The 16,357-nt window shown below is 41.3% G+C and carries 16 protein-coding genes and 1 pseudogene; 13 read left to right on the top strand and 4 right to left on the bottom strand.

All coding sequences use genetic code 11. From position 1 onward, the window contains the following. Window positions 1-13: 13 nt before the first annotated feature. The 5 genes from H5993_RS00145 to H5993_RS00125 all read left to right on the top strand — a co-directional run bounded on the left by H5993_RS00145 (window position 14) and on the right by H5993_RS00125 (window position 3,929). Window positions 14-223 carry a DUF951 domain-containing protein gene (locus H5993_RS00145; RefSeq protein ID WP_180870853.1) on the top strand — a complete coding sequence of 70 codons (210 nt, stop codon included), beginning with the start codon at window positions 14-16 and terminating at the stop codon, window positions 221-223. A 21-nt stretch (window positions 224-244) separates the two neighbouring features. Further along, on the top strand, window positions 245-1,342 hold the full coding sequence (ychF, locus tag H5993_RS00140; RefSeq protein WP_204775746.1) for a redox-regulated ATPase YchF: 1,098 nt from the start codon (window positions 245-247) through the stop codon (window positions 1,340-1,342). Between the two features lie 37 nt (window positions 1,343-1,379). Then, a complete protein-coding gene (locus H5993_RS00135) occupies window positions 1,380-2,150 on the top strand; it encodes a DUF1129 domain-containing protein (protein ID WP_180870850.1) in 771 nt (256 codons plus the stop codon). Window positions 2,151-2,362: 212 nt separating this feature from the next. Further along, window positions 2,363-2,686 carry an ATP-binding cassette domain-containing protein gene (locus H5993_RS00130; RefSeq protein WP_204775745.1) on the top strand — a complete coding sequence of 108 codons (324 nt, stop codon included), beginning with the start codon at window positions 2,363-2,365 and terminating at the stop codon, window positions 2,684-2,686. Window positions 2,687-3,056: 370 nt separating this feature from the next. Next, a complete protein-coding gene (locus tag H5993_RS00125) occupies window positions 3,057-3,929 on the top strand; it encodes an oligosaccharide flippase family protein (protein ID WP_204775744.1) in 873 nt (290 codons plus the stop codon). A 1,070-nt stretch (window positions 3,930-4,999) separates the two neighbouring features. Here H5993_RS00125 and H5993_RS00115 read toward each other — a convergent pair. Further along, window positions 5,000-6,343 carry a PFL family protein gene (locus H5993_RS00115; protein WP_204775742.1) on the bottom strand — a complete coding sequence of 448 codons (1,344 nt, stop codon included), beginning with the start codon at window positions 6,341-6,343 and terminating at the stop codon, window positions 5,000-5,002. 9 nt (window positions 6,344-6,352) lie between these two features. Beyond that, entirely contained in the window at window positions 6,353-6,619 is a 267-nt protein-coding gene (locus H5993_RS00110; protein WP_204775741.1) for an ACT domain-containing protein, read from the bottom strand. Window positions 6,620-6,891: 272 nt separating this feature from the next. Here H5993_RS00110 and guaB point away from each other — a divergent pair, with 272 nt between their 5' ends. Further along, window positions 6,892-8,037, top strand: coding sequence for an IMP dehydrogenase (gene guaB, locus H5993_RS00105; protein ID WP_180870848.1), 1,146 nt, complete (start codon window positions 6,892-6,894; stop codon window positions 8,035-8,037). A gap of 254 nt (window positions 8,038-8,291) precedes the next feature. On the opposite strand, the pseudogene H5993_RS00100 reads toward guaB, so the two are convergent. Further along, window positions 8,292-8,506, bottom strand: a pseudogene (locus H5993_RS00100) (DNA-3-methyladenine glycosylase); the annotation flags it as partial. Window positions 8,507-8,536: 30 nt separating this feature from the next. Continuing rightward, window positions 8,537-9,451 (bottom strand): magnesium transporter CorA family protein, encoded by a 915-nt coding sequence (locus tag H5993_RS00095; protein ID WP_180870846.1) that lies wholly within the window; start codon window positions 9,449-9,451, stop codon window positions 8,537-8,539. A 110-nt stretch (window positions 9,452-9,561) separates the two neighbouring features. Here H5993_RS00095 and H5993_RS00090 point away from each other — a divergent pair, with 110 nt between their 5' ends. From H5993_RS00090 to xrtG, 7 genes are all read left to right on the top strand, one after another. Next, window positions 9,562-10,470: an RluA family pseudouridine synthase gene (locus tag H5993_RS00090; protein WP_204775740.1), complete on the top strand. Its 909-nt coding sequence runs from the start codon at window positions 9,562-9,564 to the stop codon at window positions 10,468-10,470. A gap of 15 nt (window positions 10,471-10,485) precedes the next feature. Beyond that, the gene (locus tag H5993_RS00085) at window positions 10,486-11,247 is read left to right on the top strand and encodes a TerC family protein (protein WP_204775739.1); all 762 of its coding nucleotides are present in this window, start codon (window positions 10,486-10,488) and stop codon (window positions 11,245-11,247) included. Further along, a complete protein-coding gene (gene trxA / locus H5993_RS00080; RefSeq protein WP_180870841.1) occupies window positions 11,248-11,571 on the top strand; it encodes a thioredoxin in 324 nt (107 codons plus the stop codon). It abuts the gene before it with no gap. A 107-nt stretch (window positions 11,572-11,678) separates the two neighbouring features. Beyond that, window positions 11,679-12,599, top strand: coding sequence for a ribokinase (gene rbsK / locus H5993_RS00075; RefSeq protein ID WP_204775738.1), 921 nt, complete (start codon window positions 11,679-11,681; stop codon window positions 12,597-12,599). 551 nt (window positions 12,600-13,150) lie between these two features. After that, entirely contained in the window at window positions 13,151-13,978 is an 828-nt protein-coding gene (locus H5993_RS00070; protein ID WP_204775737.1) for a Firmicu-CTERM sorting domain-containing protein, read from the top strand. A gap of 252 nt (window positions 13,979-14,230) precedes the next feature. After that, window positions 14,231-15,769 carry a TIGR03766 family XrtG-associated glycosyltransferase gene (locus H5993_RS00065; RefSeq protein WP_204775736.1) on the top strand — a complete coding sequence of 513 codons (1,539 nt, stop codon included), beginning with the start codon at window positions 14,231-14,233 and terminating at the stop codon, window positions 15,767-15,769. Continuing rightward, the gene (gene xrtG, locus H5993_RS00060) at window positions 15,766-16,356 is read left to right on the top strand and encodes an exosortase family protein XrtG (RefSeq protein ID WP_204775735.1); all 591 of its coding nucleotides are present in this window, start codon (window positions 15,766-15,768) and stop codon (window positions 16,354-16,356) included. The genes H5993_RS00065 and xrtG overlap by 4 nt, the downstream gene beginning before the upstream one ends. The last annotated feature ends 1 nt before the right edge of the window (window position 16,357 follow it).

Below are 16,357 nucleotides of genomic sequence, written 5' to 3'. Positions count from 1 at the left end.
TGGAGGGCTAAGCATGGTTGAATACGAATTAAACGATATTGTAATGATGAAAAAGCCGCATCCATGTGGGGTTAATCGCTGGAAGATTATCCGGGTTGGCGCAGACATGAAGATTGAATGTACGGGCTGTGGTCACATTGTAATGATGGATCGGTATCACTTTAACAAGCGGATTAAAAAGGTCCTTGAACCCGCTAATCAAGAAGCAAACGAAGCGCATTAAGAGAAAGGAACTAGAATTACTATGTCATTAACTGCAGGGATTATTGGGCTTCCAAACGTCGGGAAGTCAACTTTGTTTAACGCAATTACGAAGGCCGGAGCTGAAATGGCTAACTACCCCTTTGCCACAATCGAACCAAATGTGGGAATGGTGGAAGTTCCAGACAATCGGTTAGACCGGATTGATGAGCTGATTCCCGCCAAAAAGATTGTGCCAACGACCTTTGAATTTACTGATATTGCCGGGATTGTCAAAGGGGCGTCGAAAGGGGAAGGTCTTGGGAACAAGTTCCTTGAAAATATTCGACAAACAGATGCGATTGTTCACGTTGTGCGGGCCTTTGATGATGACGATATTACCCACGTAACGGGGAAGGTTGATCCGATTGATGATATCGATACCATCAACTTGGAATTGATCATGGCTGACTTGGAGGCCGTTAATAATCGCCTTGCTAAGGTTCAACGGGCCGCTAAAGGACGGGACAAGGATGCCTTAGCTGAATTAGCGGTCCTTGAAAAGCTGAAGCCAGTCCTTGAAGATGGTAAGAGTGCACGGACGATTGACTTTGATGATGATGAAAAGAAGATTGTGAAGGGCTTATTCCTCTTAACCACAAAACCAGTTCTTTATGTTGCTAATATTGGTGAAGAAGACATGGCTAATCCGGATGGTAATAAGTACATGGATGCCATTCGGGAACACGTTAACGGCGAAGGGGAAGTCATTGGCGTTTCGGCAGCTGCCGAAGAACAAATTGCTGAAATGGATGAAGCAGAAAAGCAGGACTTCCTGGAAATGGAAGGTGTTGAGGAACCGGGCTTGAATCGGTTGATTCGGGCGGCCTATAAGCTGCTAGGTCTTGAAACTTTCTTCACGGCTGGGGGTAAGGAAACCCGGGCTTGGACTTTCCGGCGGGGAACGAAGGCTCCGCAAGCGGCCGGGATTATCCACTCTGACTTTGAACGGGGCTTTATCCGGGCTGAAGTAATGTCCTTTAGCGACCTAGACGAATATGGTTCGCCAGCTAAGGTCAAGGAAGCCGGAAAGCTTCGCCTAGAAGGAAAAGACTATGTCATGCAAGATGGAGACATTGTAGAATTCCGCTTTAATGTTTAATTTAGCGGTGATGGTTAATTAAGAGGAGTTTTTTATTGTGAGTGAACAAGGACGGAATGCGGCGGCTGGTGAACGGCAAAAGCAACATCAAAAGCAAGAACAACAAGCAACGGGCCGGGCTTTTCAAGAGTATGGTTTAACCCGGAAGAACGAAGAGTTTATGTTCCAACTGAATAAGCAGTTGGATGCTCAAGGAGCAACGGCCGAAAAGAAATCAGCATTGATCCAACAGACGATGGACGCTCTTTTGGAAGGCCAAAAGACGGCCAAGACGGCAAAGGGGATGTTTGGGACTCCAACGGCCTATGCCCATGAATTGCTACATCCAAAGAAGGAAGTTGAGGCTAAGCAAGAAAATACCAATATTTGGATGTTGGCAGCGGATAATGCCTTGATGTTCTTTGCTATCTTTACGATTATGTTTGGAGTCCTTGCCTTTACGAGTCCTAAGGCCCTGGCCCCAGGTGGTCATAACGGAAACGCTGGGTTAACGGCAATTATTATCGTTGCCTTAGCTGGTGGGGCGCTCTTTGGTTGCTTAATGAAGTTGATTCGGCCTAAGGTTGACGCTAACGGCCGACTAGTTAAGCGATCACTTTGGTACCGGACAGCAGTGATTATTCTTGGATTAGTAACTTGGATTGCGGTTTACGGTTTAACGGCTTTAATGCCAAACGTGATTAACCCTGTGCTTAACAAGTGGGTCTACGTTATCCTCGGGTTAGCTGGTTTTGCTGGTGACCTTTACTTACGGTCGAAGTTTAATATTACCAATGCCCTCTTTGGGAGCCAACGGCGGCGGAATTAGCAACAATCTTGAAAATTGAATCGGGCGAAAATAAGTGGTTTTTCAACCGTAGTCTCTGTGTAATATTCAGAGGTAAGAGAAAGGCTGGGGGAAGAAATCTAACCTTCTTCCCCCAGCCTTTCTCTTTTGTAAGCGGTGAATAATGACACGTCTATTAATCACATGGCGAACCCCCGATACTGAAAATATCAAATCTTAGTTAGGGGGTCTCTTTGTATGGAAGAAAAAAACAATACGTGCGGTTATCAAACGTTTCTTTTTCAATCACACCCCAATCAGAGATTGCTATAGTTAGTAGCTCAGGATCAGGTAAAACTACTTTAGGAAAAGTGTTATCAGGATTATATCAATTAAAGACTGGCACGATACTTTACGATAATTACCCTATTGAAGAATTATCAATATCGACCATCCGTAGACTAGTGCAATATGTTCCACAAACGCCTTTTTTGTTTAAAGATACTATACTGGATAATTTATTATACGGTCTAGATAATAAGGTGCCCATGGAAAAATTAAATATATTTGCGATCTAGTTAACCTAACATCTGATATAGAAAATATGCCGCAAAAATTTAACACGATGCTTTCCAAAAATTGGACTTTGGTGGTCAAAGGCAACGACTTGCCCTAGCAAGAGCTTTACTTTCTAATTCAAAAGTTCTTAATTTTAGACGAATCTACTAGTTCTCTTGATAAATTAACAGAAAGAAAAATACTAAATCGTTTATTATCACTAAAGAATAAAACCATCATTTTATTGTCCATCACATGGAAATTACAAAAAAACTGATAAAATATTACTATTTAAAGACGGTTCACTTATAGGAATAGGTACTCATACTGAATTACTTCAGAGCAATCAATGTTATCAACTATTAAATTAATCAAGTCTGGTGGAAAATAATGAACGATAAAATTATTTCAGGAGCTTTTTGGCTTTCTTTTGGGAGTATTATTTCAAGGATATTGGGAGTTATTTATTTAATTCCCTGGCTTATAATGATAGGTCATACAAATATAGCGTCAGCCCAAGCTTTATTTAATAGCGCTTATACACCATATGCTTTATTTATTTCACTAGGAACTGCTGGATTTCCTTCTGCCATAGCAAGACGGGTAGCATTATATAAAAGTAACAAACAATATCAAGAGAGTAACTCTTTGTTTTATTCTGGCTTAATTATAATGGGAGTTTCTGGTATCATTTGTGCTACTTTACTATTTAGCTTGTCACCTTTAATTGCTAAAAATAGTCCTGTTACTTCATATCATGATGCAGTCAGAACAATTAAGATACTATCCCCCACTCTATTTATTATTCCAGTAATGAGTGTTATCCGTGGGTGGCTTCAAGGAAATCAAGATCTTAAACCCTTTGGATTATCCCAAGTAATCGAACAATTTATTCGTATTTTATTTATCCTTGTTTCTACATTCTTTGTTCTTTATATACTAAAATTTTCTTTTGTTATTGCAGTGCAAACAAGTGTCTTTGCTGCTTTTATAGGTGCATTAGCAAGCCTATTTTATTTATGTAAATATTATTTCAAGAATTACCAAAACGAGTTTGATATAAAGTTAATTAGTTTAACAAAGATTTTCAAATTAACTCGTCTAACACTCCTTGAATCGATTCCATTCTTATTAGTAGGCTCCGGCATAACCATCACTCAATTAATAGATCAAGTGTTTTTTAAACAAATAATGAATAACCTTTTGGGATACTCATTATTAAAGATTCAATATACATACATTATTTTCTGCAAACCCCAATAAAATTACTACTGTCATAATTGCTTTAGCTACCTCTATATCAGAAACAAGTCTTCCACTGCTAGCTGCTAATAAGAAAGAAAAAATTAAAATTAAATCTCTTATTTCACAAAACACAGAGTATATTTTATTAGTCTTATTGCCAATAACTATTATACTTATCAGCACTTCTTATAATATTAATTGCCTTTTCTACGAAAATAGCATTCTAGGTAGTAGATATTTACAGTTAAACATTTTACAAGCACTTATTATGGCACTAGGAATTAACGGCCTCACTGTTTTACAAGGACTCCGATATAGTAAAAAAGCTATGGCATATATGTGTATAGGCATACTAATAAAGTTAATTTTACAGTATCCATTAGTATATTTATTCCAAGGAGACGGGGCCATAATTACTACTGACTTTGCTTTTCTATTCGTTGGTATTCTTGCTTATTCCAAATTAATAAAGCTTTTTAAAATTAATTTTCGAAGCCATCTTAAAGTAATTGTTTTAAACCTATTATTCCTATCTATCGTTTTTGGTTGTCATACTTTATTTACACCGTTCTTTTATGAAAAAACCAAGTTCATGGCATTTATTGCAACTACTATTATAGGACTGCTATTCCTCATATTCTATATAGTACTTATCGATATATTCAACATTAGTTATCAAAATTGGGGTCACTATATTTTGATTAAAAAGCATATTGCTAAGTATTAATATATTGTCCTAACTTTATTTAGCTCTGCAAATATTGACTTATTTTGTTACATTGCTATGAATACCATATCTAATTAGTTTGTTGTTCGCCTATATAAGTCACGCTATTTATCGTTAGGGTTCATTTGTGATAAATAACCCCTAGTTAGACATATTATCTGATTAGGGGTTATTGTTTTATAATAATTAATTATCGACTATAAATCGTAAGCGGTGAATAATGACACGTCTATTAATCACATGGCGAACCCCCGATACTGAAGACATCAAATCTTAGTTAGGGGGTTTCTTTGTATGGAAGAAAAACAATACGTGCGGTTGTTCATCTTTTACTCTCTTTTTTGTGAAAAATAAGATGAAACTAATTCTTAAAGCTATGAATTGGAGCTGGAATTAGGCCACCGCGATGAATAAGACGATTGCTAACGGCTGGGTTAACAGCCATAATCGGAGCATGACCAAGCAGGCCACCAAATTTAACGGTTTCACCAACCTGCTTGCCAGGAACTGGAATTACTCGGACTGCAGTAGTTTTATTATTAATCATACCGATGGCGGCTTCATCAGCAATCATGGCACTAATGGTTTCCTTCGGAGTGTCGCCAGGAATAGCAATCATGTCAAGACCAACCGAACAAACAGCGGTCATTGCTTCAAGTTTGGCGATTGAAAGGTTACCAGCAACGACTGATTTAATCATACCAGCATCTTCAGAAACAGGAATGAAAGCTCCGGAAAGGCCACCAACATGACTGCAAGCCATGACACCACCCTTTTTAACGGCGTCATTAAGCATTGCTAGGGCAGCCGTGGTGCCATGCGTACCAACTTGGGCAACCCCAATTTCTTCCAAAACTTCAGCAACAGAATCACCGGGGAGGGGAGTAGGAGCAAGCGAAAGATCAACTATCCCGAACGGAACGCCAAGTTGATCGGCCGCCACACTTCCCACTAATTGCCCCATCCGGGTAATCTTAAAAGCAGTTTTTTTGATGGTTTCAGCGACCACATCCATGGGGGCGCCCTTAACTTTTTCAAGGGCCGCCTTAATAACGCCCGGGCCTGAAACGCCAGCGTTGATAACGACATCTGGTTCGCTTACTCCATGAAAGCCACCGGCCATGAAGGGATTGTCTTGGACAGCGTTACAAAATATCACGAGTTTAGCATTGGTCATCACGTCTAATTTGGATCCCGCAACTACTGCTTCGCCAAGGTCAGCGACTGCGTCCATGTTAATTCCGCTCTTAGAAGATCCTACATTGACTGAAGCACAAACGTAGTTCGTTTCTGCTAACGCTGCTGGAAGGGATTTTATTAGCACCTGGTCGCCAGCTTGATACCCTTTTTCAACTAAGGCTGAGAAGCCACCGATAAAATCAATTCCTAGCGTTTTGGCTGCTTGATCAAGTACCTTAGCATACTTAACGTAGTCATGATCTCCCGAAGCCGCAGCGATTAATGAAATTGGAGTCACTGTGACGCGCTTGTTAGCGATGGGAATACCGTACTTGCTTTCAATTTGTTGTCCAACTTTAACCAGGTTTTGCGCTTTAGTGGTGACTTTATCATAAATTTTTTGGCAGGCTCGGTCACTATTACTATCGATACAGTCCAGAAGTGAAATTCCCATTGTGATAGTCCGAATGTCTAGGTTTTCACTAGCTAGCATCTGCGTCGTTTCTTGAATTTGTTTTGCGTCCATGGTTGCTCCTTAGATGTTATGCATTGCTTCAAAAAGCTTTGTGTTCCGTAGCTTGACTTCAAGGTGGGCTTCATTGCCAAAGTTTTCCAGTTCAGCGTCGATTTGCGCAAATTGATCAGCTAAAGGAATGGTGACCATCATCATCATAACGAAATTGTCGTCCATAATGGTTTGGGAAACATCAACGATATTAACTTGATATTTGGCGAGAAGTTGACTAACTTGTGCAATGATCCCAACTCGATCTTTACCTATAACTGTAAGAATTGCTTTCATTAAAATAAACCTTCCTTCTAAAGATGTTGACTATAATTATATGATTCAAGTAAATAGTGAGCAATTGATAGCTAATTTCCTAACTAAATATTAAGGTTAAGCTCTTTAAGTTCGGAAATAAAAAAATGATGGCTGGTTTTTAACTAGAATGTTGCGAAAATATAGAGCTGTGGCGATGCTTTTCTTTTCCCACATTTTCCTTGACGATTAGGTAAATTCCTAGTATCCTAGTCACAATTCAGATTTAAAATTCATAAGGGAGTGTAAGATTAATGTCAAACTGGGATACAAAGTTCGCAAAAAAGGGAATTACGTTTGATGACGTGTTATTGATTCCGGCGGAAAGCCATGTTTTACCGAACGAAGTTGACTTAAGTGTTCAATTGGCCAAGAACTTGAAGTTGAACTTACCGTTTATTAGTGCCGGGATGGATACGGTTACTGAAAGCTCAATGGCAATTGCCATGGCCTTACAAGGGGGCCTTGGCGTTATTCACAAGAACATGTCGATCCAAGCCCAAGCTGGTGAAGTTGCCAACGTTAAGGGCGTTTCCTTAAATGGAAACTTTGCTAAGGCAGCCGTTGATGATCAAAACCGTCTCTTGGTTGCAGCTGCAGTTGGGGTTACATCTGACACTTTTGAACGGGCTGAAGCATTATTTGAAGCCGGGGCTGATGCGATTGTTATCGATACGGCTCATGGTCACTCTGCTGGGGTATTACGGAAGATTAAGGAAATCCGTCAACATTACCCAACGCAAACTCTGATTGCTGGGAACGTCGCAACTGGTGATGCTACGCGGGCCCTCTTTGATGCCGGAGTTGATGTTGTCAAGGTTGGGATCGGTCCTGGTTCAATTTGTACCACGCGGGTAATTGCTGGGGTTGGGGTTCCTCAAATCACAGCAATTTACGATGCTGCTACGGCGGCTAAGGAATACGGTAAGCCAATCATTGCTGATGGTGGGATTAAGTACTCAGGTGACATTGTTAAAGCCATTGCTGCCGGTGGAAATGCCGTAATGTTGGGCTCAATGTTCTCTGGGACGACTGAAGCTCCAGGGGAAGTCTTTGAAGATAATGGTAAAAAGTACAAGTCCTACCGTGGTATGGGTTCTGTTGGAGCGATGGCGCAAGCGCATGGTTCTTCTGACCGTTACTTCCAAGGTGGCGTTAACGAAGCTAATAAGTTGGTTCCGGAAGGAATTGAAGCTCGGGTTGAATACAAGGGTGACGTTGCTGACATCATCTTCCAAATGGTTGGTGGCCTGCGGAGCGGCATGGGGTACTGCGGTGCTCCGGATATTCAATCCTTGATTGATAATGCTCAATTTGTACAAATTTCCAACGCTGGTTTACGGGAATCACACCCTCATGATGTTCAAATCACTAAGGATGCCCCTAACTATAACAAGTAAGTCCCGTTAAGTGGAAAAGGTCGAGCAAAAACCATTCTCGATGGCTGGGTTGGAATATAGCGCACCAAAGCTGATTACTAGCGGTCAATGTAAATTTAAGGACATCGTAATTATTCTGATGTTGTTAAAAAGGCAATATTCACTTGATTATTGCTAGATCGTAGTTACTGAGTAACATTCGGAGATGACAAAGAAGGTGGGAAGAAATTCAAGTTTCTTCCCACCTTCTTTATTATCTGCTTTAATATATTGGAAATTAATTTTGCCGGACCATTACTAAGATTTAAGCCAATTTGGCCCCGATTAGCTTCCATTTGGGACTGTCCCCATGGGGTTCAAATCCGCGGATTAAAATTCCTTGGGGAATGTTAATTGGTTGAACCACAACGTCAAAGCAATAGTGGCCCCGAATTTGGTAAAGATAAATGTTACCTGGTTGTCCATAAAGCGATTCCGTATCAGCCGTCCGGTAAAGAACTCTTGATAAGGGGTTAACATTTTATTTCCACCACCGGCGCATGAAGATTAGTGAAATTGCCATCAATATAATGGTAATGATGAGGGTAATTTGCCAAGCCCAGTCACCATTAGCAAAAGGAAGAGTTTTGACGTTTTGACCATAGAAACCCGAAACAATTGGGGGAATTGAAACGAGAATTGAAAAGATTGTTAATAACTTCATGGTTTGGTTTAAGTTTGAATCGAGGACTTTACTGTAGGCGTCAGAAACCCGTGCCGAAACGTCAGAAGTCATTTGCGCCATCTCTAAACCTTGCTGAGCTTCAATGATGACATCATCAAGTTCGTCTTGTTGGTCTTGGCTCATTTGGGTGGCGAACCGCCGTTGAAATTCTTGAAGAAGGGAAACATTTCCTTGAAGGGAAGTTAAAATATAGACGAGTCCCGTTTCAATTTCCAAAAATTCGGAAATGGCTTTTCGCTCGGTACGCTCTTCCAAGCTTCGTTGGATTTGTTGGCGTTGAATATCAGCCCGCCGAATTGGTTGAAAGTAATTGGTCGAGAGCGTATAGAGAATTGGCAAAATAAAGTCAATCTGATCTGCAATTGCTCCCCGCGCCTTCATTTTACGAAGATGTTCGGCGATTAAACCATTTACAAAGTTAGTTTGAGCATTCGTAAAAGTTAGAACGTTGTTTTTGGTGAGCATAATCCCGATTGGTGCTGTTTGGGGAGCTGAAAGCTTGTGAGTAGGTACATAAACGTCAAAAATCAGTAGGGTTACGCCAGCATCCCGATCAATTTCAACCCGGGCCTTTTCGTAAGGGTCAATCGCATAATCTAAAAGGGCCGGGGTAACTTCATATTTGTTATAAAGATCTTGTCGTTCCCGGGGGAGGGGCTCAAAGACGCTAACCCAGTGTCCCCGGGCATTAATTTTGACTGAACTTAACATTGAGCTCCACCTCCAAAAACAGTATCCTATAATTAATTCAACACTGATTTTTGTCAAAAGTAAAGTTCTAGCTTGGAAAATAATTTCCTGGGAAATAATAGGAGAGAAAAATGCAATGGCAACTAGATGTAGTGGTAGGTGAACACCAAGGAAAGCAACCACTTCGCCAATTACTAGAGCGAACTTGGCTTTTGCCCCACCGATTTGTCCATTATTTACGGATCCGACAAAATGTTTTGGTGAATGGCCAATATTATTCAATGAATCAAATGGTCGCAGTCGGTGATCGGATTCAACTAACCTTTTTAGGGGATGAATTTCGGACACCAACATCAAATTATGTTCCGAATCGCAGCCCCCAATTATCAATTCTGTATGAAAATCGTGACCTTTTAGTAGTGAATAAGCCTGCCGGTCAGAAAACCCATCCCAATCAAAAGGGGGAAACGGGGACGTTAATGAATGAGGTTGCTGGGTACCTCCAAAAGCAACCGCAAGCCGCCGCTTATATGGTTCATCGAATTGACCAGGCTACGAGTGGAGCCGTAATCGTTGCCAAAAATCCAGTGGTGGTGCCGATTCTGGATCGCCAAATTAGTACCGGTAAAATTCACCGTGCTTACTTAGCCGTGGTCGAGGGCCAGTTTGATCAAAGTCAAGGGCAGTTTACATGGCCAATTGGACGGAATTTAGCTGATAAACGGAAGCGACAAGTGAATGGGTCCGGGGCGCAAACTGCTTTGACATATTATCAAGTAGTCGGGACTAATGGACAGCAGTCTTTAGTCCACCTTACTTTAGGGACTGGCCGAACCCATCAGCTACGGGTCCATTTAGCTTACAGCGGTCATCCGATTATTGGTGATCCGCTTTATAACCCAGTTCAAAGTGGACAGCTGTTACTTCATGGGATTACCCAAAAGTTAGTTTTACCGTTTAGCAATCAGGTTTGTGAAATTCAGGCTCCAATCCCTACCGCTTTTCCGCATAATTTGGTAAAATTATGGCAATCAGATTAATAAAGGAGGATTTAATTGTCACTTTTACAACAGCTCTACGGGCCCTTTTTTGATTTTGAAAACTGGAAAATGGTGGTTACATCGGGACAGGATTGGCTGATCATCCTGTCGTTAGTTATGATGGAATGCCTTTTGTCGGTTGATAATGCGGTGGTTTTAGCGGCCCAGACGCGGGTCTTGCCAACCTTACGGGAACAAGAAGAATCGCTTTTTTATGGGATTTGGGGTTCATATTTGTTCCGTTTTGTGGTGATTGGAATTGGAACTTACCTTATTCATTTTTGGGAGATCAAAGCTTTAGGGGCAGCTTACTTAATGTACATGTCCTACCGTTTCTTCCACGTAAAGTTTTTTGGTAAGAAACCAATTCATAAACGAAAAAAACAGCGCGTCGCTAGTAAATTAACTGGTCGGAAACGGTTTTGGGCCGTAGTAGCACAGATTGAGTTTACGGATATTGTTTTCTCAATTGACTCAGTATTAGCAGCCTTAGCAGTCTCAAGTAACCCGGTAATCGTTTTAATCGGGGGCTTAATTGGGATCTTGTGTATGCGGGGAATTGCAGAAGTGATTATGAAGCTAATGCGTAAAATTCCAGAATTGGAACCGATGGCTTATTTATTAATTGCAGTGATTGCTGTAAAGCTCTTCTTGACCGTGCCAGCGATTGATATTGAAATCTCGTCGGGTGCCTTTGGAACTTTCATTTTAGTAATTTTTGCCGCTACGATCGCAATTCACTTTTTACGGCGTAAGCCAAAGACAAAGGAGAAGTAAATGGCAATTGAAGCAACACCAGCAAATTTTGATGAACAATTGGGTGGACCAATGACCCTTGTTGATTTTTGGGCTGATTGGTGTGGACCGTGTAAGATCATGGCGCCCGTTCTTGAACAGTTAGAACAGGAATTTGGGGATCGGATAAAGTTTGTACAGTTCGATGTTGAACAGAGCGAGACGATTCCTCAACGCTATAAGGTGATGAGTATTCCAAGCTTAGTTCTCTTTAAAGATGGAGTTGCCAAGGAAAAAGTGACCGGTATTTACCCCAAAGAAAAGCTTGCCCACTACTTAAATCGGAAGCTAGCTGAAGAAAAGTAAAATAAAACTTGGTAAAGCGCTTGCGAGTGGGGCGAGATCATGGTATCTTTTAAAGTGAAATATTCGTAAAACCTTTTACGTTAGAAGCCAACTGCAGGAGGAAAATCATGACCAATCGAATCGCCGTTTTAGGAAGCATTAATGTTGATACTACTTACCATGTTACCCGGTTCCCACAACCTGGGGAGACAATCTCAGCTAACGATAAGAGTTCCGCTCCAGGTGGTAAGGGTGCTAACCAAGCGGTAGCAGCGGCGCGTTCTGGAGCGCAACTTTCCTTTATTGGGATGGTTGGCGAAGATAATGAAGGAAAGTTTATGCGTGAAGCCCTTCAAGAAGATGGTATTGATACTAAGTTCCTAAAGAATGATCCACGACATGGAACTGGGGCGGCTGTTATTACCCTAGATGCAAACGGGCAAAATGATATTATGGTCTACCCCGGGGCGAACTTTGGAATGGATGAAAGCCTTTTGGCCGGGACAGAAGATCTCCTTGAAAAGGTGGACTTTTTAATTGCCCAATTTGAAACGCCACAAGCGGTTACGGCAGCGGCTTTCAAATTAGCAAAGGAACACGGGGTAGTTACGATTTTAAACCCAGCACCAGCAAAGGAAATTTTACCGGAACTCTTGGCAGTTACGGACGTGGTAATTCCAAATGAATCCGAAAGTGAAGTTTTGACGGGGATTGCCGTTGATAGTGAAGAAGCAATGCTTAAGACGGCTGAATACTTTAAGGATCACGGCGTTGCTAACCTCTTAATCACTTTGGGTTCTCGAGGGGTATTTTATTCAACACCACACGGCCATGGTATCGTTCCGGCCTTTAAAGTTAAAGCGATTGATACCACGGCGGCCGGTGATACCTTTATTGGGGCCTTGACTTCCCAATTGAGGAAGGATTTGAGTAATGTTGCTGATGCCTTGGTATACGCTCAACGGGCTTCCAGTTTGACCGTTCAACGGATGGGGGCTATGCCATCAATTCCAACGGCGAGTGAAGTTCAAGCAGCACTTAATGATTAATCGATTGATATCAGAAATTCAAGAAAAATGATTTATCTTTTAATTTTTATTGTCGTTTTTGCAATTTCTTCGTATGTAACGGTTAAATTTCGCAAAAAAAAGTAACAATTTAAGTTCGCGAGAAAAGCAGATCGGTTTATAACTGGTTTGCTTTTTTAATATATATCCTTAATTTTTTTAAGTATAGATATTGAACGGAGAGTTAGTTTCCCTCAAAGCTTAATTTATCAAGTACCGGTGAATTTAACCAGTTTTGAAACCAAATACGTGAGAGTGTTGACAATCGTTTGATAAAAAAATTAAAATTACGAGGTATTAAATAATCGATTTGTAAGATTTAATAAAGTAAGTAAAAGGGTTTGGCAGATTGATTACTAGCAAAGCCTTTTTTCGGTAAGGGGAACAGTTAACGCTTTCCTTTTCGCCGGGAGTTAAGCAAATGGCATTCATAATGGAGTCAGCGTGGTCAAAACAAAGTAGTGGTTAGTTTGGATATTTAAAATTTAGGGATCACTGGATTGGAAATACTATATTGGGATGATTTTGAAATCATGATTAAGAAAACAGTTAAAATATTACTTTTATTCGGCGTTATTTTTGGGGGAAGTTGTTATTTTAATATAATTAAAGTTTCCGCAGCCTCCGCTCATTTCTACAGCACCCTTCAAGTTGGCGAAAGATGGGGAGAAGATATTGGAAAATGGAATAATCGGACAGGGGAGTTTAAAGCCCACCAAGATGATTTAATCCGGTTAAACCATTTTAGTGACTGGAAGAACTATCCGATTGACGACTGGCACAAAAGTTATGATAACTTTAATCTCCACCAAGCTCGTTTTACGACTGACGATCGGAACGTATATGGTTGGGTCCGGATGCAGGATCCAAATAAGGTCGGGGCTCAAGGTGGATATGTGAAGATACAACCAAATGACTACATCATTAAGGTTAATGGGGAATCATTTTCGATTAATCTCCTGGATCCTCAAACCGGTACGATCTTTAACCCATGGGGGCTAAATCGGGGAAAAGGGGTATACGTTGACGTCCAAGTTGTTGATTTGAACGGTAATAATTACTATACCAATACGATTAAGAACGGGGCCTATGTTTATGAAGGTTCAAATGGTATTCAGGAGATGACCTTTGCCGTTCCGTACCTAGCATTAGGAAAATATGGGGTTAAAACCAATCAGTCAACTAAATGGAATTTTAATCAGCCCGGGCAATTGAATGACGGTCAGGGAATTACTAAAGTTGGTTCAAGTACTGGTCCATACTTTCTAGTTGTAATGGCAATCCTAAGCATCGGAATCGGTAGCAGTGGTATTTTCTTCTGGCAACGGAAACAACGGAAACATGAGTTGGTTACCTTGTAATGAACGAAGAAAGCGGCCAGAAATGGAGAGATCGTATCGCTAGATAAAAATCGAACTGCATCATTAGCCTTCACAGTTCAGATAGCGATTGGGAAAGTAGGTGGAGCTTTAGCAACTGCTCCATTGAAATTAAATGCAAAGGTTCTAGCGCTGGCCACGGTTACCAATTGATAATGGTGGTTATTTTAGCTAGAACTGATAATGGAATTTTTAAATGGTAGAAATATTGGGGATTACAAAAGGGAGAGATAGATGCGATTAAGTGATCATATTTGGCGAGGCGTCCGACGGCTAATCACGGGGGCCTTTTTCCTGTTGACGGGGTTAACGTTATACTATGCGCTACTTTCACAAAATTTTTTATTAGCGGCTGAGACGACTACCTGGGTCACCTTGGTAATGTTAGCGGCTCTATGTCTATTAGTAGTGATTTTAATTACGGATAATCCAATCCGCCGGGGAATTAATTGGTATCGCCAAAAAACTGGTTGGTGGGGGATGCTCTTATTTGGTTTTTTGGTATTGATAGTTCAAGGGGGATTGATTTTAGCTACCCACCCAACGATTGGCTTTGACGCTTACATGGTTCACCAGGCCCTTGTCGATCCAACTGGGATTAATCAACGGGGATACTTTAGCCAAAACACAAATAACTTGCCGTTACTCTTGGCGGAAGTGGGCGTCTCAAAACTCTTGGGGAGTACGAGCTGGCTGACTCTTGACTGGGCAACTTTAGTTTTTGTTGATATTGCGGCTTTATTAAATGTAGTGACGATCGCCCTAATTAATCCGCAACAAATTAAGACGATGTGGTACCTCCAAGGATTTGGATTATTGTTGTTCCCGAGTATTATCGTGCCTTATACCGATACCTGGGTTTTACCGTTGGTTTCATTAACCCTCGTTGGTTTAGTTGGTGCCGCTAAGAAATGGGCAATTTGGTGGCGAAGTCTCTTTGCCTTGATTGCCGGAGTTGGAATGAGTTTGACTTATTTCATGAAGCCATCGGGGATCATTTTGGTAATTGGAATCGGGGCTGTAGCTATAATTGCTAGTTGTCGGCACTTAACCTGGCAGCGGCTGGGAATGGGCATTTGGTTAATGCTACTTTTGGCGGGGAGTGGTTATGCAACCTACCGTCAAGGAGTAGCTTACCAAGATCATCAATCCTTTATTAAGATTAACCGGGAGCTTGAAGTCCCAGCTATTCACTTCTTAAGTATTGGCCAAAGTCAACCCCGGGGAGAATATAGTACAAAAGAAGCGCTTGCAATGGCAAAGTTACCCAAGCGGGCTGATAAGGTTGCCTATTCTAAGAAGATGCTAAAGCAACACTTACAAGAAGATGGTTTCTGGGGTCACCTTTGGTTCTTAATACAAAAGCAAGGTTACAATACGGCAGATGGGACCTTTGGTTGGTTAGGAGAAGGAACCTTTATGCATGCCGGTAAACCATCTTCAGATTGGCGCTGGCTCTTTCAGACTTTCCTTTATCCAAAGGGGGCTAACGTTGCAACTTTCCGTTTTGTTGCCCAAATTGCTTGGGTTGCCTTGTTAATTGTTCTAGTTGCTGGTTGGCAGGAAAAGGGGGTTATGGTAAATGGCTTCCGACTAACAATTTTAGGAACCTATGCCTTCTTGCTTCTATTTGAAGGGGGCCGAAGTCGTTATTTAATTCAAGTTTTACCGGAAATGTTGATTTTAGGGGCGCTCCTGTTACCAGCTGCCAAGCAACAAATTGCTCGCCTGTTAGTTGTAACTGGGCTACGGAAGGAGCGTGAAGCAAAATGATTAATGGATGGATTATTCTAGGGACGATAGTTTGGCTTTATTTGCTTTCGGTCGTTAACCGGGCGCACTTACAAGCAATTCACTTTTGGCTCGGTAGTATTGGCCTCTTCTTAATCATGGCCTTTTCTGCCCGGGCTTACTTTGTTTGGCTTTTGTCGGCAGTCGTGACCCAGGTTACTGGTTGGTGGGGCGACTTAACGGGTCTCTATACCAGTTCCTACCTTAACGGGATGATCAGTATTAAAAATGCGCATGGCCTCGTGTTGCTCTTTGTTGATTATGAGTGTTCAGGGATTATTGAAACCATTGCTTACTTAAGTCTCTTATGGTTCTACCCAATGTATGACCGGGACCAAAAGATTAAATTGACCTTTATGGGAACCGGGTGGATTTTCTTAGCGAACGTTTTCCGCTTAGCCTTAATTGCTTCCATCTTGTATTATGCTGGAAGTGGGGCCTTCTTTATTGTTCACTCGGTCTTGGGGCGGATTATTTTCTATGTGCTTGTAATTATTCTCTACTACAACGTCTTTACACGGGTTCAGTTTGATCAAGCCGGTTCTCGCTTTAACTATGGAGGTAAGTAGG

This window comes from Limosilactobacillus alvi (genome assembly GCF_016900115.1).
GTDB lineage: Bacteria > Bacillota > Bacilli > Lactobacillales > Lactobacillaceae > Limosilactobacillus > Limosilactobacillus alvi.
The sequence above is the reverse complement of the archived record's forward strand: the minus strand, read 5'-3'. Positions and strand labels throughout refer to the sequence as shown.

What these genes read in the sequence shown, in the direction of transcription:
- H5993_RS00145 (WP_180870853.1), top strand. Translation starts at nt 14, where the DNA reads ATGGTTGAATACGAATTAAACGATATTGTAATGATGAAAAAGCCGCAT.
- ychF (WP_204775746.1), top strand. Translation starts at nt 245, where the DNA reads ATGTCATTAACTGCAGGGATTATTGGGCTTCCAAACGTCGGGAAGTCA.
- H5993_RS00125 (WP_204775744.1), top strand. Translation starts at nt 3,057, where the DNA reads ATGAACGATAAAATTATTTCAGGAGCTTTTTGGCTTTCTTTTGGGAGT.
- H5993_RS00115 (WP_204775742.1), bottom strand. Translation starts at nt 6,343, where the DNA reads ATGGACGCAAAACAAATTCAAGAAACGACGCAGATGCTAGCTAGTGAA.
- H5993_RS00110 (WP_204775741.1), bottom strand. Translation starts at nt 6,619, where the DNA reads ATGAAAGCAATTCTTACAGTTATAGGTAAAGATCGAGTTGGGATCATT.
- guaB (WP_180870848.1), top strand. Translation starts at nt 6,892, where the DNA reads ATGTCAAACTGGGATACAAAGTTCGCAAAAAAGGGAATTACGTTTGAT.
- H5993_RS00095 (WP_180870846.1), bottom strand. Translation starts at nt 9,451, where the DNA reads ATGTTAAGTTCAGTCAAAATTAATGCCCGGGGACACTGGGTTAGCGTC.
- H5993_RS00090 (WP_204775740.1), top strand. Translation starts at nt 9,562, where the DNA reads ATGCAATGGCAACTAGATGTAGTGGTAGGTGAACACCAAGGAAAGCAA.
- trxA (WP_180870841.1), top strand. Translation starts at nt 11,248, where the DNA reads ATGGCAATTGAAGCAACACCAGCAAATTTTGATGAACAATTGGGTGGA.
- rbsK (WP_204775738.1), top strand. Translation starts at nt 11,679, where the DNA reads ATGACCAATCGAATCGCCGTTTTAGGAAGCATTAATGTTGATACTACT.
- H5993_RS00070 (WP_204775737.1), top strand. Translation starts at nt 13,151, where the DNA reads ATGATTAAGAAAACAGTTAAAATATTACTTTTATTCGGCGTTATTTTT.
- H5993_RS00065 (WP_204775736.1), top strand. Translation starts at nt 14,231, where the DNA reads ATGCGATTAAGTGATCATATTTGGCGAGGCGTCCGACGGCTAATCACG.
- xrtG (WP_204775735.1), top strand. Translation starts at nt 15,766, where the DNA reads ATGATTAATGGATGGATTATTCTAGGGACGATAGTTTGGCTTTATTTG.